Raw genomic sequence first — 15,345 nt, forward strand, 5'->3', positions numbered from 1 at the left:
TAGGTATTGTCAATTTTTCAAAAAATAACCCATATAGACATTACAACCTAATATAAATACAACAAATAAAATGTGTTTAAAAGAAAGCTCAATCTCTATTATTTCATTTCAATAAAATGAATATGTCAAACTAATCTTAAAAACTTTTGAATAGTATAGAGTTCTCATTTTAAATTGTGATATAATCTCTTAAAGGTAATCCAGAAAAATCTAATCTTGTTTAATAGAGAATTTCTTAAAAGTCTTAAAGCAATTTAAATAAGAGTTTTCAAAATTTTAAATCCTCTCTTTTCAGGAGGTCGCAATGATATATTATTCCTTTTAAGATTGTATATAATCAACACAAAATGATTAACTTATAGATTTTAGTTTTAAATGAGTACTCAAGAAACCCTTCTGAGGTAAGTTAACTTCATAAATCTATTCAGTTTCTCTAAATTTCTAATTTTGGTAAAGTTTCTAACGACTTTCATGGTTTCTAAGCTTATAGTAATAACTCGTTGAAAAAATTCCAATAGATAAGTAACGAGTGCTAATAATCTCAACAGAGTAATAATTGCTATCATTAATAATGCTACTCTTTTTATTAATCTTAACGCATTAGTGTCTCATCCCCCATTCAAAAGCAGAGTGACTATTCACAATATAATCATAAACTTCGAGTGATAGCTGTCATGATAATATTGCTGTTGTAAATAGTTTGATAGAAACTGTCTTGCATTTTTATTAAGCGTAAAGATGGTGGTGCAATAATGGATTTTATACCTTGCACGGACACTATTATGAAATGGGCTTGGGTGCTTTGGGAGATGTTTCTTAAAAAAACATATGAATTTTAAACAACAAGCATATTCTTTTTTACGGCATTCTATTTTACCCGAAGAACGTACCTATGAAAAGGACGACTAAACAAAAGCATGAAGCAATCTACAGGTTATAATGACCAAATATTCAAGCTTTATTCTGCATCGCCTAACTCTGCATCAAGAAACTGATGCAAATCTACAATGTAATAACGTTGTAATGCATTATCTACACTGCTTTGTGCTTTTGCCTGCCATGCTTCTTGAGCGGATTGATAATCTGAGAAAATACCAACCACATCTAAATCATCGGGATTCTTGAATTGATTACTATTAAGATTTTTTAATTCCCCACCAAATACAAGATGTAAATATTGTTTTTTTTCGTTGGTTTCAGTCATATGTGCCTCTATATTATTTAGATTATTTTAGCGTGCTTTTACGTGATTAAACTAACTTTGTTTGACGAACAACATCTATCATATCTTGACAGCAATTATTTTTACCAGCAATTAAAAGTCCATATTGGTAAGGTTCAATTCCATAAGATAGTAAAGAGGCATCAAGCGATAAAAAACACCCTCCACACTCCTGCAAAATAAGATCAGCAGCGGCAATATCCCATTCATGACAATTTGGACGAACTAATACGATATCAATTTCATCTTGAGCAACAAGAACAATACGATAAGCAAGAGAAGGAAGATAATGGTAAAGACTAACTTGATTGAGAAAATCATCTGGTAATTTTTGTGCGAGCGATTTATCAAGTGAAATTTTATATTTTCGATGAACCTGAAAGGCTAAACGAGGAAGTTTTATCCCATTTAATGTTGCCCCTCCACCCGTTACAGCTGCATAAACATCCCCTTGAGCCGGACATTGTAGAACACCCACAATAGGACGCCCATTCTCAATAATGGCAACCGAAATACACCAATAAGGATTGCCAGAAAGAAAACCACGCGTTCCATCAATAGGATCAACAACAAAAGAGCGCTCATAATAATCTTGTTTTTCTCGATTATCTTTTGTTTCTTCTGAAATCCATCCATAATTTGGACGTGCTCCAAGAAGCTTCTCTTTCAAGAAATGATCAACAGCAAAATCTGCTTCACTGACCGGGGAATTACCTTCTTTAATCCAGACATCCAACGTGCATCCAAAATACCGCATTGCTAAATCTCCTGCCTCTCGACAAACCTCACGCAAAAGATTTAAATCAGAAGAATGATGCGTATTATTTTCCTGCAAGTGTCATCCCTTCAACTAACAATGTTGGAGCAGCGGTACTATAACGCCGATCAATATCATTGGCAGGTGTTAAATGTGCTAACATATGAAGCAAATCAGAGCCTAGCGTTACTTCACTCACCGGATAAGCAATTTCACCATTTTCAATCCAAAAACCGGAAGCCCCACGACTATACTGACCAGTAATAAAATCAATGCCATGACCGAATAATTCGGTCACATAAAATCCATTTCGCAAATCTTTTATCATATCGCAAGGCGATACTAAACCCGGTTCAATAGCAAAATTTGTACTGGTCGGCTGCACCAATGATGCCGAACGCACACCGTGTCCATTTGTTTTAAGTCCCAATTCTCGTGCTGTAGATGATGAAAGAAGCCAATTTTTTAAAATACCATTTTCAATAATATTGAGTGTTTGCCCCTCTACCCCTTCTCCATCAAAAGGATGAGAAGCATTTCCACGTAATCGCAAAGGTTGATCGGTTACATTAACATTAGGCTTCATCACTTCCTTGCCTAGAAAATTCTGTAAAAGACTCGTTTTACGAGCCACAGAAGCTCCATTGACCATAGATGCGATATGCCCTGCAATTCCACGAGCCGTACGCGGATTAAAAATAACATCAACGCCCCCAGTTGCCGCACGAACTGCACCCAAACGTCGAACAGCACCAAGCCCTGCATTCTTTCCCACAGTTTCTGCTGCCTCTAAATCAGAAAAATGTAAGGCTGTTGTATAATCATAATCTCGCTCCATCTGTGTTCCTTCTCCGGCAAGAGCACTACAAGAACGTGAAAAACAACTTGAGCGATAGGCTTCACAAAAACCATCGCTGGTCACAAGAACAAACCCACTACGGCCATAAGCTGTTGCAGCGCCACCAGAATTGCTTACACCTTTAACATCAAGAGCTGCTGCCTCCGTTTTTAAAGCATCTTCTGTTAAAAAATGACTGCTGGGTACAAAATCATCAAAAAGATCAAGATCTTTAGGATACTTAACCAAACACTCTTTATCTGCCAAACCTTCAAATAAACTATCGGGAGAAGCTTTAGCCATCGCAACAGCACGTTCCGCAAGTTCTTGCGGATAAGATCCTAAATTAGCAGAAACACTTGCTACTTTTTTTCCAACAAAAACCCTTAGAGTAAAATCATTGCTCTCTGCTGCTTCTGTCGATTCGACTTTCCCAAAACGAACTGATACACTGGTAGAATGAGTATGAACAATAACAGCATCAGCAGCATCTGCCCCAGAACGCCTTGCTGCTTCAACCAACGAAACAGCTTTCTCAATCTGGTTTTTGTCAGTCATTATAGACTCCCTAAAATATTTTATTATTTACATTGATAAGCATTCTGACAAATTTATACAAATCAGAATATAACTCTTGTGTGTTTATTCATAAGATTATGCACATTTCATGCATTCTTTTTCTCTTAATGCATTAAATCATTTTCCTTTTAGCTTCTTTATGAAAAGATGTAATATGCCGCAAAATCTCTTTCGTTTCAAGATTTCTCATAGGATCTTATCATTTTAGAAGCCAAATCTATACTGACAATCAAAACAACTGAAAACTTGGCAATCAACAAAAGACCTAGCAATAACACTTGAATTTCAGTCAAGATCCTCAAAAATTCAAAAAGCATAAAATGATCTAAATCACAGGTTTTTCTTCCTCTGGGTAGTAAAAAACTTACCTCATATCTTTCCTATAGCATTCTTTAATTTCCAAGCAAGAATCAAGAAAATGCCTTATATTTGTATACACTTCTTTGCTTCTATAAACTCTCTCATAATGAGACGGCACTCTTGTAAATGAAACAAAACTTAAACAGAGTAAAAAATATTTCCTTCCATTATGGTTTCAACAAAATGAGCAGTCATAAACTTCTTTACCCTAATGGACGTAATATCATAAAGAACTCATTTTTATATTTAAAAGTAATCAAAGAAATTATCTTGTAAGCTTTCAAATGCAAAAAATATTGCAACATTAGAAACAGGCAAATATCATGACAATATCGGCCTACATCATAAGAGAAGTAATAAACTTCTGAAACTTTCTCATTTTCAATGAAGAGAGCATCTTATAAGCTTTTATATATAAAAAAATTCAATGAATTTCATAAGATCTTTGGTGCAAAATTAATTTTCTCAGATGATTTGACTCGATTTCAACAGCTAACTAAAAAATGCTCCGTAGCTCATTGGTTTGCCGTATACTCATAACTGATTCCATTCTAATAATAAGTTATAATTTCTGCACCTTTTTTTAAGGTATTAACTTCTTTATAAATGCCCCCCCTTACAAAATGCTTTTGTTTTCAGTAAGAGCACGTCTACTCATTTCAATCATTGCATCCCGAAGATGTAACTTAATTTTTGATCCAATAATCATTCCAAATAAAGGAGCAAGTAAACCAGACATGGTTACAGTATGACGAATTTTGTTATTTGAAGAACCAGTTTTTGTTGAACAAATATATTCATGATTAAAACTCATACGTGTAAAAGGAAGTTTAGCATAATCAGAAAAACAAACATTTTTTATAACTTTATCAAGTGTAAAAGTTACTGTAGGTCCTTTTTTAGGTTTCATTTGCCCTACAGCTCCTACTTTAAAAGCACCAGAAAGTTCTACCCACTCAAGTTCACTATCCCAGCAAGGCCATGATGCCACATCTTCCCATATAGCCCAAATTTGCTCAGCACTTGCTTCTGTACTAATCTCTTCACTATATATCCAATTAAACATGATAATCTCCCCCTTTTTACAAATTACTTATCTTTAGTGATAAAGAATAATATAAAAAAGTATCCTTAAAGCTGCACAACGATAAGATACTTAATACTCTCAGATTTACTTAATATGTAATGATTAAATCAACAAGCGATATTACTAAACTAAACACACAAATATTCAGGATAAATGAACAATATTTTCAATACTAAACAAAATATCTTTTTTAAGTTTAGACAATAACAAAAAATAGAAGTTACGCACCATATAAGATATCAATGCAGACCGCATAGCTTAAAGCTTTCAACGGCTGATGAAATGTGATGATTAAGGTATAGCAGAAAGAAATTAGACAAAAAAGATCATAACTATTATCGAGGAATATATATCCTATTGGAGAAAAAGCATTTTTTCATTCTACCCGATAAAAACAAGAACTTTCTCAAGATGTAAGCGATCGTAATTTATAGAGACGTATTGCTGTCTCACCATAAAAGCGCTCATCGTCTAGATAAAAGACGTCAGGTAAATGAATCATTGTATCTTTCTTTTCTTCAAGTATGAAGAGTGTATCAGCTTTTGCCCACCCTCCTCGCAAAGCTTCTACAAAAGCGCGTTCACCTAAACAACGGCTATAAGGAGGATCAGCGCAGATAACATCAAATGGAAGCATTGTTCCAATATTACCAAGTTTGGTTGCATCTCGACGCAAAATCCGCCCTATCGACTGTAATTCAAGGGCTTCTATATTTTTTTGAAGCACCCCACGCCCCTCAACCGAGTTTTCAACAAAAACAGCAGCCTTTGCTCCACGTGAAAGTGCTTCGATGCCTAAAGCACCCGTACCAGCAAAAAGATCAAGAATGCGTTTATTGGTCCAAAATTGTTCTTCACGGCTAGAAAGAATATTAAAAAGGCTTTCACGTGTACGATCACTCGTTGGGCGAATCGACTGATTAACAGGCGAAAACAAAACACGCCCAGCAAATTTACCGCCTATGATCCGCACGGAAACCTCCAAATCTCTTCGAAGTTTTTGCACCGTCCCTATGTGGTTTAGATTTCTTCATAGCACCACCAAACGACTTTACCTTTTTCTTTCTCTCAAAAGAATGCTCATCATGACCACCTTTTATCATTTTCTCTTTATCCTTTAAAAAGCGATCTTTCTTACCAAAGAGAGGCGTCTCGTCATAAGATATTTTGCCACGTTTTTGAACAAAACTTTCCCTCTTCTCTTTGTGTGATGGACTTTCTTTTAGCTTTTCCTTGCCTCGATGAAAGGACTTTCTACCATCCAAATCGCTCTTATGATCATGCGATTTCTCCTCACTATAGGAAGGCTTTCTACGTGCACTTTGCGGACGTGCACCAGGAGCCATCCAAACATTAGCTCGGCGAGAACGCGGTAGAAAACGCTCTGCTTTTCCTTCTTCACTTTTCTCCTTCTTTACATTCTCATGAGACTTTGTACTTAATCGTGCGCGACTATGTTCAACAGAACCATCTCTTGGTCGGCGTCGTATCGCCCTTTCACTTGAGAAAACCCAACCATCATTTGCAACAGAAAGATCTTTCTGGCTTTGCTTTTCTGCAACAACTGCAGAATTTGAAAATGGTTTAAGAATAGGAGCATCAAAATCTGCATTGGCTTGCATAATCAAACGCTCCCCCAACTGATCTCGTAACATCCGCCCTTTTAACTCTTGCACGGCTCCTTCTTCTAAATCAGAGAGATGAAATGGACCATAAGATACACGTATTAATCGATTAACTGATAATCCCAATGCCCCTAAAACATTCTTTATTTCACGATTTTTTCCTTCTCGCAAAGCAACAGAAAGCCATATATTCGACCCTTGTTCGCGTTCAATTGATGCTTCAATTGAACCATAGAAAATACCATTAATCGCAATACCATTTTTAAGGTTATCCAACGCGCTCTGCTTTACTCTTCCATGAGCACGGACACGATATTTGCGGACCCACCCCGTTACAGGAAGCTCTAATACGCGCGCTAAGCCACCATCATTGGTTAAAAGCAAAAGGCCTTCCGTGTTAATGTCAAGCCTTCCAACAGAAAGAACTCGCGGCATTCCTTTTGGTAAATTACTAAAGACTGTAGGTCTACCTTCAGGATCACGGTTCGTGGTAACAAGGCCTGCTGGCTTATGGTAAAGCCATAAACGCGTTCGTTCTATAGGAGGTAAAGGTTTGCCGTCAACTTTAATAACATCAGAGCGACTAACATTAAAAGCAGGCGTTGTCACAACTGCACCATTCACAGAAACACGACCTGCAACAATCATCATTTCTGCATCTCGACGCGAAGCAACACCAGCACGCGCTAACCTTTTAGCAATCCGTTCACTCTCATTATTTTCATTCATTTGCGTTTCAAACCAATCTTTGCAAGTATGTTCAGAAAACTATTCACATGCACCATACCGCTTATTCTGAAAGAGGAAGTAGCATAATCATTTATCATTTTCTATCCTTTAACGACAATAATGTATCTGCCGACTTGCAAGTTTTTTTAAACACTTAAAAAATAGAGGTATTCTTTTCATTATAAAAGCGTAATAAATTATTTATTCCATAGCATTCCCTATCGAAAAACCTTTAGATTTTCTATACCTTCAGTAGAAAGAATATTATGACTTTGACGCCCATGGAAATAGCCCTTTTAGAAGCACAATGGGCTGCAAAAAAAGATGAGGTTCCCGTAGGTGCTGTCATTATACGCGGAAAGGCTATCATTGCACGCGCTGGTAACTTTATCAAATCTGCATATGACCCTACAGGACACGCAGAAATACGCGCAATCCGTATGGCTTGCGAAAGATTGCAAAGCGAAAGGCTTCCAGATTGCGATCTTTATGTAACACTTGAGCCTTGTGCTATGTGTGCCGCTGCCATTTCATTTGCACGCATACGACGTCTCTATTACGCAACAAATGATCCCAAAGGGGGAGCTATAGAAAATGGTCCACGCTTTTATCAGCAACCAACCTGTCATCACAAACCGGAGATTTATTCTGGTTTTAAAGAAAAAGAAGCTGCTCAATTACTTAAAGATTTTTTTGTACAAAAGCGATACTAAAAACAATTCTTCTTCCATAACTTTTACTCTTAAAAAACTATCCTACTTCTCAAAAAGACTATTAATTCTTCTGACATATATAGTAAAAGCTATTTCGAAACACTTTTTCTCTCACACTCTTTTAATACTGCATATTGCATCTATTACACAATACATTGATTTATAATGATAAATTATCATTTTTCAACTTGAATCATAACCCCGAATATCGTAAGATTTTCTCATCATAAATCATCTCATATTGATTCAAGTGAGAATCATTTGCTCACACGTGTCACAAGCGAGGCTTATGTGTAGGAAAAAATTGCATAAAAAAGGAATAAAAATGCCTCTTCTGAACCGTTCAAGTGCCAAAGGCTGTAGCAACACCCACGAGCTGGAAAATATAAGGCTTATTTCTTTATAAGAATAAAGATGGTTAGAGCACTATCGATTCTACGTTATACTATCTACATGAGCAATGTTGTAAAATAAGCTTAAGAAATGTTTCTTGTTAGGAAACGCATAAGGACTCTCTCGATGTTGTTGTCATATTACTATTTCATGAGAATAACACCCCTCCTACAGCAGCATTATAACTGTGCGCGAATGAGAGCTTGGTATCATAAGTAATCGGAAAAATACTTTACTTTAAATATTTTGTCTTTCCCTTATCGACCAATAGGTGCGGTTTTTGCCGGTTGGCGATAACTTAAAGGTGGTTCAGTGAGATAGCGACGGTATTTTGAACTTCCAACTTGTGCTCTCTGACGACGTAAATATTCCTGTCGTTGCTTCGCATTCAACTGTGAAGGGCTTTCTGAACCAGCGCCATTAACTGACGATCCTTTATGAGGAAAAGGAGTATTTCCTTGATGCTTCTTCGATGCTGCCATTTCATTGACAGATCTATCCTGTTGTGGTACCGGCAAAAATCTGCGTGAACTAGGGCTTGGTATTATAAGTTTTGGATGAGGTTTCATAACAATCTGGCTGCTATTATTTGTTGGTGTTAATGAAGTAATATTAGCAACATCTTCAAAAAACTGTATCGAAACTGGTTTATTGGTACCATAGGTAGGCGCATTACATCCCGTTAAAACAAAGCATATACCCAAAATTCCTATTGGAAATATTTTTACTTCACATTTTCTCACTGCTTATCCCATTTCCTAAGTATATGGCTGATTAATATTCCCGTTATTTATGAGAGAACGGTCCATATACAAATTTCCCCCCCTGCAGATAAAACAACGGAATTTATTTCGTACCACAAAAAACTATATTCATCAATACGAGAAATATACTTGCATTTCTTTCCCTTGATTTAAAGTTTTAAATCTTACCAAGAATCAGTAGTTCCCTCAAAGCAGCAGCATCACGGGCAGATACATCGGGATAAGCTAGATCACTCCCAACATCTTGTGTATAACGCCATGATCGAGCACATTTTTTTCCCAACGCCTTCTTTGGATATACACCAACACCTTCAACATCACTCAAAGTAAAAGCATCGGAAGGCATTGTATCTTGCGTAATTGTTAGAGCACTGGTAATACAGATCTCCGCCATATCCACATTTTCTAATGCCTCTCGTAAAACCGGATTGGAAATAAAAACAATAGGCGCTGCTTCCAAAGAGGATCCAATACGCTTATTAGCACGTTCAAGCTCTAAAGCACCTGTCACAACTTTACGGACCTGCCGAATTTTTTTCCAACGCTCAGCCAAAGATTGGTTTTGCCATTCTTCTGGTACAGAGCGAAATTGTTCCAAATGCACCGATTGGCTTTCTGGATAACGCTCTAACCAAGCTTCCTCCATTGTAAAAGGCAACATTGGAGCAAGCCATGTTACCATACGCTCAAAAATCTCACGGACAACCTGCAAGGAGGCCTTGCGTTTTTTTGATGAAGGCGCATCACAATAAAGAGAATCCTTGCGGATATCAAAATAAAATGCCGATAACTCAATGATTGAAAAATCCAATAATGCACGCATAATCTTTTTAAAATCAAATTCATCATAAGCGCGATTAATTAACTGATCAAGTTCAAAAAGCCTATGCAATATAAATCTTTCAAGATCCGGCAGTGCACCATAAGATATTTCTTCTCCATCATCATGTGCTAAAGTTCCAAGCATCCAACGAATTGCATTGCGTAGTTTACGATATGAATCCACATTTGTTTGAAGTATTTTTTTGCCTAAACGCTGATCTTCCCAATAATCAGTTGTCATAACCCAGAGACGAAAAATATCAGCTCCAGATGTTTTAATGATCTCTTGCGGAACAACCGTATTGCCTAAAGATTTAGACATTTTCTTACCATTCTCATCCAAAGTAAAACCGTGTGTGATCACGGCTTTATAGGGAGAACAAGCACGCGTACCACAGCTTTCCAAAAGAGAAGATTGGAACCATCCGCGATGTTGATCTGAACCTTCAAAATAAACATCAGCAGGCCATTTCAAATCAGCCCGATCTTCTAACACAAAGCTATGGCTTGCTCCAGAATCAAACCAAACATCCAAAATATCATAAACCTGTATCCAAGGCTCATGTGCACGCTCACCTAAAAAACGTTCACGTGCTCCTTCAGCAAACCATGCATCTGCCCCTTCTGCTTCAAAAGCCCGTAAAATACGCTCGTTCACACCTTCATCTTTTAGAATAACACCATCCTCATTCGCAAAAATACAAATAGGAACTCCCCAAGAACGCTGACGAGAAAGAACCCAATCAGGACGATCTTCTATCATAGAGGCTAGGCGGTTTTGCCCAGAAGGTGGTACAAAACGCGTTTTTGAAACAGCCTCCAAAGCCCGACTGCGTAAAGTTGAACCATCCCCAAGATCTTTATCCATTGAAATAAACCATTGCGGTGTATTGCGAAAAATAACGGGTTTTTTCGAACGCCAACTATGGGGATAGGAATGCTTTAAACGCCCCCGTGCAAACAATCGATCTGCTTTAATTAAAGCGTTAATGACCTCTTTATTGGCATCACCCATTTTTCCATTATCATCAATAACACGTGCAGGTCCTCCTTCACGATCTGGTCCTAAACCTGGAACATCTTTCGTATAGAACCCTGCATCATCAACAGGAAACGGTATAGATGAATCAATCCCCGCCTGCTCCAGTAAAGACTTATAATCATTCCAAATTTCAAAGTCCTCACGCCCATGGCTTGGTGCTGTATGGACAAAACCCGTACCAGCACTCTCTGTTACATGCGAACCATCAAACAATGGAATTTTATAATTATACCCTCCAGCTAAACCTTTGAGTGGATGAGAAAGAACAAGAGCTTTCAATTCTTCAGAAGAAATAACACGCAAATGCTTCAAAACAAGTTTGGCTTTTTCTGCACAACTCATCGCTAAAGCGTCTGCAAAGAGAAGCTTTTCTCCCACTTGAGGACCAAAATCATTTTCAGCACTTTTAACTTCGTAAATACTATAAGAAATTTGCGAAGAATAACTCACTGCACGATTGCTTGGAATTGTCCACGGTGTTGTTGTCCAAATGACGACATGAGCACCATATAAATCATCAGAATTTGCTTCAAAAACAGGAAACTTAACCCAAAGCACCTCTGATTCATGATCATGATATTCAATCTCAGCCTCTGCCAAAGCCGTACGTTCCACAACAGACCACATCACCGGCTTGGAACCACGATAAATCTGATCTGACATAGCAAATTTTATCAATTCACTAGCAATGCGTGCTTCTGCATGAAAAGCCATTGTAGTGTAAGGCGTGTTAAAATCTCCCACAACACCAAGGCGTTTAAATTCTTCGCTTTGAACGGTTACCCAATGTTGTGCAAATTCACGGCATTCTTGACGAAACTCGTTAAGAGGTACCTCGTCCTTATTTTTTCCTTGTGCGCGATATTTTTCTTCAATTTTCCATTCAATTGGAAGCCCATGGCAATCCCAACCAGGAACATAATTTGCATTAAAACCGCGCATTTGAAATGAACGAACAACCACATCTTTTAGAACTTTATTTAAAGCATGCCCGATATGAATATGGCCATTTGCATAAGGTGGACCATCATGAAGAATATAAAATGGACGATCTTTTGCTTGTTGGCGCAATTGCGCATAAAGCCCTATATTTTCCCAATGCGCCATCAATTCAAGTTCTTTTTGCGGAAGACCTGCACGCATGGGAAAATTTGTCTGTGGGAGATAAAGAGTTTTTGAATAATCTATTGTTTCATTTTTCACAGTCATTGTGAAATATTCCTGTCCACTTTTACGAGTTTACTTTTGCATAACTTCCCTGAACCCTGCAACTCTGGTTTTTATCTATAGGGAAAGCCGAGCTTATCATTCGTATTAAGCAGCGATCAAGAAAATATATCATCACACTTTATGGGCTTTATCACGAAATTCACAAGAAAAGAAACCAAAAAGTGATCTTTAAAAAAATAAAGGCTCCACTGTCAGTGGAGCCTTTTAGAAATTTACTCTTTAAAAAATTAGAATTTATAAGCTACACCAACACGGAAATCATTGGTTTTGTAGTTAATTTCAAGTTTTTCCTTTACAAATTTCTTTTTACCAAAATCAGAGTAACGATATTCTGCACGTACAATCACATTATCCAGAAGCGAGAAATCAACGCCACCACCAAGTGTGTAACCAATCATGGTTTTTGTTTCATCAGCTAAGTTCTTAGAAGAAACGACTCTTCCATCCTCATCCTTAACGGATACTGATATAGTGTCTTGGAATTGCCCATAAGCAATACCACCAGCAAGATAAGGCATAAAGCGATCAGCAGCAAAACCAATACGGACCCGTGTAGCACCACCCCAATTTTGCTTGAAAGTATGACTTAAAGTTTCAACTGCATCCTCTTGATCAAGACCAAGTTCAGAAGCCATCTTTTTTATTTGTTCTATACCATATACACTGGAATCGTTCTTATCCACCGCTTGTGTACTTTGTGCACCGTGTCCAGCCATATTCCGTCCACCATGAGAACTAGAAGCATGTGGATTAGCACCATGCGCATGAGCACCAGAGCTATGCCCACCTGCATGAGGTGCACCATGCGGATTAGCATTTCCGCTACCATGGGAAGAACTATGATGACCTCCCTGTTGGGCTCCGCTTGTTCCATTGGAAGCTTTTGTCTCTGAACCAGAGGATGATCCTGATCTCGCGAGTACAAGTGGTGCGCTCGGTACTGTTTTTTCTTTTGATGATTGTTCCGATGTGGGTGCTTTTGCTGCTGGCTGACTTGCGCCTGATACTGTTGATGAGGTAGAAGACGCGGTTTTTATAGCAACTGGTTTTTCAGACACTGTCCCTTCACTTGCCCTTCCCCCTGATAACTGACCTCCTATAGCTGATCTTGCCAATGAGAGCGATGCTGACCGCTCTGGTGTTCTACCCCCTGCGTCGGGGGAGGAGGATTTAGATGCAACTGGCTGTGATCGACTTACCACACCTACCGATGTCCCTCCTGTATTTGATCTTCCCAATGAAGACGATGGCAATTGCACTAATCTAACCGTCTGTCTAGAGGAGGCTGATTGTGCTACCGGCGATTCAGATGGCGTTTTTAATGATGATGTTGGAACTACTGGATTTTTTACCTCCACAGCCACTGTTTGTGTTGCATTAACATTGCTAGAATTTCCAGTTGTTGCTGCTTGATTTGATTGTGCTGCTCCTGCTCGTGACGGTTGAACTGCAGTTACTGGTTTAGCTGGTGCTTGACTAGATTGCGTTGCAGCCGATTGTTCTGACGCGGATCCTGCTGTTTGATTCCCTCCTGTTATAGTTCCTGTACCTACAGGTGCTCCTGAAGCGGCTTTTGGTGCTTGTGTTTGTGCTTGTGTTCCTATTGCTGCTTGTGGTGCTTGAGGTGTTTGTAGGCTTGCGGATCTGCGGGATCTTACGACTGCATTTTCTACTGTAGTGTTATCAGCTGCACCTATGGTGATTGTCTTTGTGTGTTTTTTTCCAGATATCATTAAATCCGTATCGATACCAAAAATAAAGTTGTCACCGAGATCAATATTAGAACCTGCATAAAAACCACCTGCAAAACCTGAAAGTTTAGGAGAGAACTCTTTATCCAGTGGTAAACTCTTTTCTTGACCGACAAGAGCCATATCAGCTTTGCTCGAAAAACCACCCGCTTGAACACCTAAATAAAGACCTGTCCATGAAAAAGTAGGCGCGACAATGGTAGAAGAAGTCGATGATGCTGGCTGATGAGGAATCATAACATCAGCAGCTAGCGCTGTAGACGCTGAAATTAAAGAAAAAATAGAAGCCGTTATTAAACATTTTGTATTCATAAAGTCTCTCCAAATATCCAAAATGAAATGTATATAGAGCATCTTTTTTGAAAGATCTGTAGCAAAAATGACACACTCACAAAAAAATAAAGAATTTTTGAAAATAAGGCTTCTTAAACTTTTAATTCTACATTCAATGAGAATTTGTAAACTAAATTACACTAAAATAAAGTTGGATTCATTTTCATTAAATTTTCGCATAACTGTTAATGATAATATTCTTTATAAATTTCTTTTTACCGAAATCTGAATAACAGCATTCTGCATGCAATAAAATATTATCTGTTATTGCAAAATCAATGTCAGCGCAAACAGTGAAATCAAATATTACCTTTTTAAAAACCAGTCCCCATCAAAGTTTCATCTATTTACCAGCTGATCTACCTTTTGTGCTTTAGCAATAATATTTTGTATCTAAAATTAAGAAAAACAAAGGACTTATTCAAACTCTCGCAAAAAAAATTTTAGATTCTTTGCATAAACATCTTCATCACGCATCACTTTGATTTATAATGATAACTTATTGTTTTCATATTGAATGAAAAAACTAATACTGTAGGATTCTATCATTTCAAATCCATTTATCTTGAATCAATCAAAACCACTCGCTTGTACATAACAAGCGGGATGAGTGTGTGGGTAAAAATTGTACAAGAAAGGAGTAAAAATGGTTCTTATGAATCGTCTTAATGCAAGGGCTGTCGCAACATTGGGGGCTGGCAAATAGTGTGATGGTACCGGCTTTCTTCTTCATAAGCGTAAAGATGGTAGTGCTCAATGGCTTTATCGTTATACCATTCATGGTCGGCGCCGTGAAATGGGCTTGGGTGCCTTGCGAGATGTTTCTTTAAAACAAGCCCGTGAATTGGCAACTGGGTGGCGCTCTGTTTTACGTGAGGGGCGTGACCCCATTAAAGAACGCAACAAACAAAAGCGTGAGGCAATGCGCAATCTCCATTATTTAAAAGATATTGCTCTAGATGCTTTTGAAAGCCGTAAAGCTGAATTAAAAAATGATGGTGAGTCTTGTAATTGGTTTTTACATTTACGCCTTCATATTCTCCCTAAATTAGGCTGTTTACCCGTTTCAGAGATTACGCAAACAGAGATACGCAATACCC

The 15,345-nt window shown here is 37.9% G+C and carries 10 protein-coding genes and 1 pseudogene; 2 read left to right on the top strand and 9 right to left on the bottom strand.

Going from position 1 to position 15,345, the window contains the following annotated elements; all coding sequences use genetic code 11:
* Positions 1–958: 958 nt before the first annotated feature.
* The 6 genes from ACFILW_RS07430 to ACFILW_RS07455 all read right to left on the bottom strand — a co-directional run bounded on the left by ACFILW_RS07430 (position 959) and on the right by ACFILW_RS07455 (position 7,197).
* Positions 959–1,204: a DUF4170 domain-containing protein gene (locus tag ACFILW_RS07430; protein WP_375616897.1), complete on the bottom strand. Its 246-nt coding sequence runs from the start codon at positions 1,202–1,204 to the stop codon at positions 959–961.
* A gap of 46 nt (positions 1,205–1,250) precedes the next feature.
* Complete coding sequence (locus ACFILW_RS07435; RefSeq protein ID WP_375685442.1) at positions 1,251–2,057, bottom strand: 3'(2'),5'-bisphosphate nucleotidase CysQ; 807 nt, start codon at positions 2,055–2,057, stop codon at positions 1,251–1,253.
* Positions 2,044–3,375, bottom strand: coding sequence for a TldD/PmbA family protein (locus ACFILW_RS07440; RefSeq protein ID WP_375685443.1), 1,332 nt, complete (start codon positions 3,373–3,375; stop codon positions 2,044–2,046). Before ACFILW_RS07440 ends, ACFILW_RS07435 begins: the two co-directional genes overlap by 14 nt.
* Positions 3,376–4,372: 997 nt before the next feature.
* Positions 4,373–4,822, bottom strand: coding sequence for a hypothetical protein (locus tag ACFILW_RS07445; RefSeq protein WP_375623791.1), 450 nt, complete (start codon positions 4,820–4,822; stop codon positions 4,373–4,375).
* 427 nt (positions 4,823–5,249) lie between these two features.
* Positions 5,250–5,816: a 16S rRNA (guanine(966)-N(2))-methyltransferase RsmD gene (rsmD, locus tag ACFILW_RS07450; RefSeq protein WP_375646458.1), complete on the bottom strand. Its 567-nt coding sequence runs from the start codon at positions 5,814–5,816 to the stop codon at positions 5,250–5,252.
* Positions 5,797–7,197 carry a pseudouridine synthase gene (locus ACFILW_RS07455; RefSeq protein WP_375623795.1) on the bottom strand — a complete coding sequence of 467 codons (1,401 nt, stop codon included), beginning with the start codon at positions 7,195–7,197 and terminating at the stop codon, positions 5,797–5,799. Before ACFILW_RS07455 ends, rsmD begins: the two co-directional genes overlap by 20 nt.
* Positions 7,198–7,463: 266 nt before the next feature.
* Here ACFILW_RS07455 and ACFILW_RS07460 point away from each other — a divergent pair, with 266 nt between their 5' ends.
* Positions 7,464–7,910 (top strand): nucleoside deaminase, encoded by a 447-nt coding sequence (locus ACFILW_RS07460; protein ID WP_375646455.1) that lies wholly within the window; start codon positions 7,464–7,466, stop codon positions 7,908–7,910.
* A gap of 650 nt (positions 7,911–8,560) precedes the next feature.
* Here the strand turns inward: ACFILW_RS07460 and ACFILW_RS07465 are convergent.
* The 3 genes from ACFILW_RS07465 to ACFILW_RS07475 all read right to left on the bottom strand — a co-directional run bounded on the left by ACFILW_RS07465 (position 8,561) and on the right by ACFILW_RS07475 (position 14,224).
* Complete coding sequence (locus tag ACFILW_RS07465; protein ID WP_375685444.1) at positions 8,561–9,046, bottom strand: hypothetical protein; 486 nt, start codon at positions 9,044–9,046, stop codon at positions 8,561–8,563.
* A 178-nt stretch (positions 9,047–9,224) separates the two neighbouring features.
* Entirely contained in the window at positions 9,225–12,140 is a 2,916-nt protein-coding gene (gene ileS, locus ACFILW_RS07470; RefSeq protein ID WP_375685445.1) for an isoleucine--tRNA ligase, read from the bottom strand.
* A 248-nt stretch (positions 12,141–12,388) separates the two neighbouring features.
* The gene (locus ACFILW_RS07475; protein WP_375685446.1) at positions 12,389–14,224 is read right to left on the bottom strand and encodes an outer membrane beta-barrel protein; all 1,836 of its coding nucleotides are present in this window, start codon (positions 14,222–14,224) and stop codon (positions 12,389–12,391) included.
* A gap of 667 nt (positions 14,225–14,891) precedes the next feature.
* On the opposite strand from ACFILW_RS07475, the pseudogene ACFILW_RS07480 reads away from it, so the two are divergent.
* Positions 14,892–15,345 (top strand): annotated as a pseudogene (locus tag ACFILW_RS07480) (Arm DNA-binding domain-containing protein); the annotation flags it as partial.

It is taken from the genome of Bartonella sp. TT110JLCBS (assembly GCF_042193405.1).
GTDB lineage: Bacteria > Pseudomonadota > Alphaproteobacteria > Rhizobiales > Rhizobiaceae > Bartonella.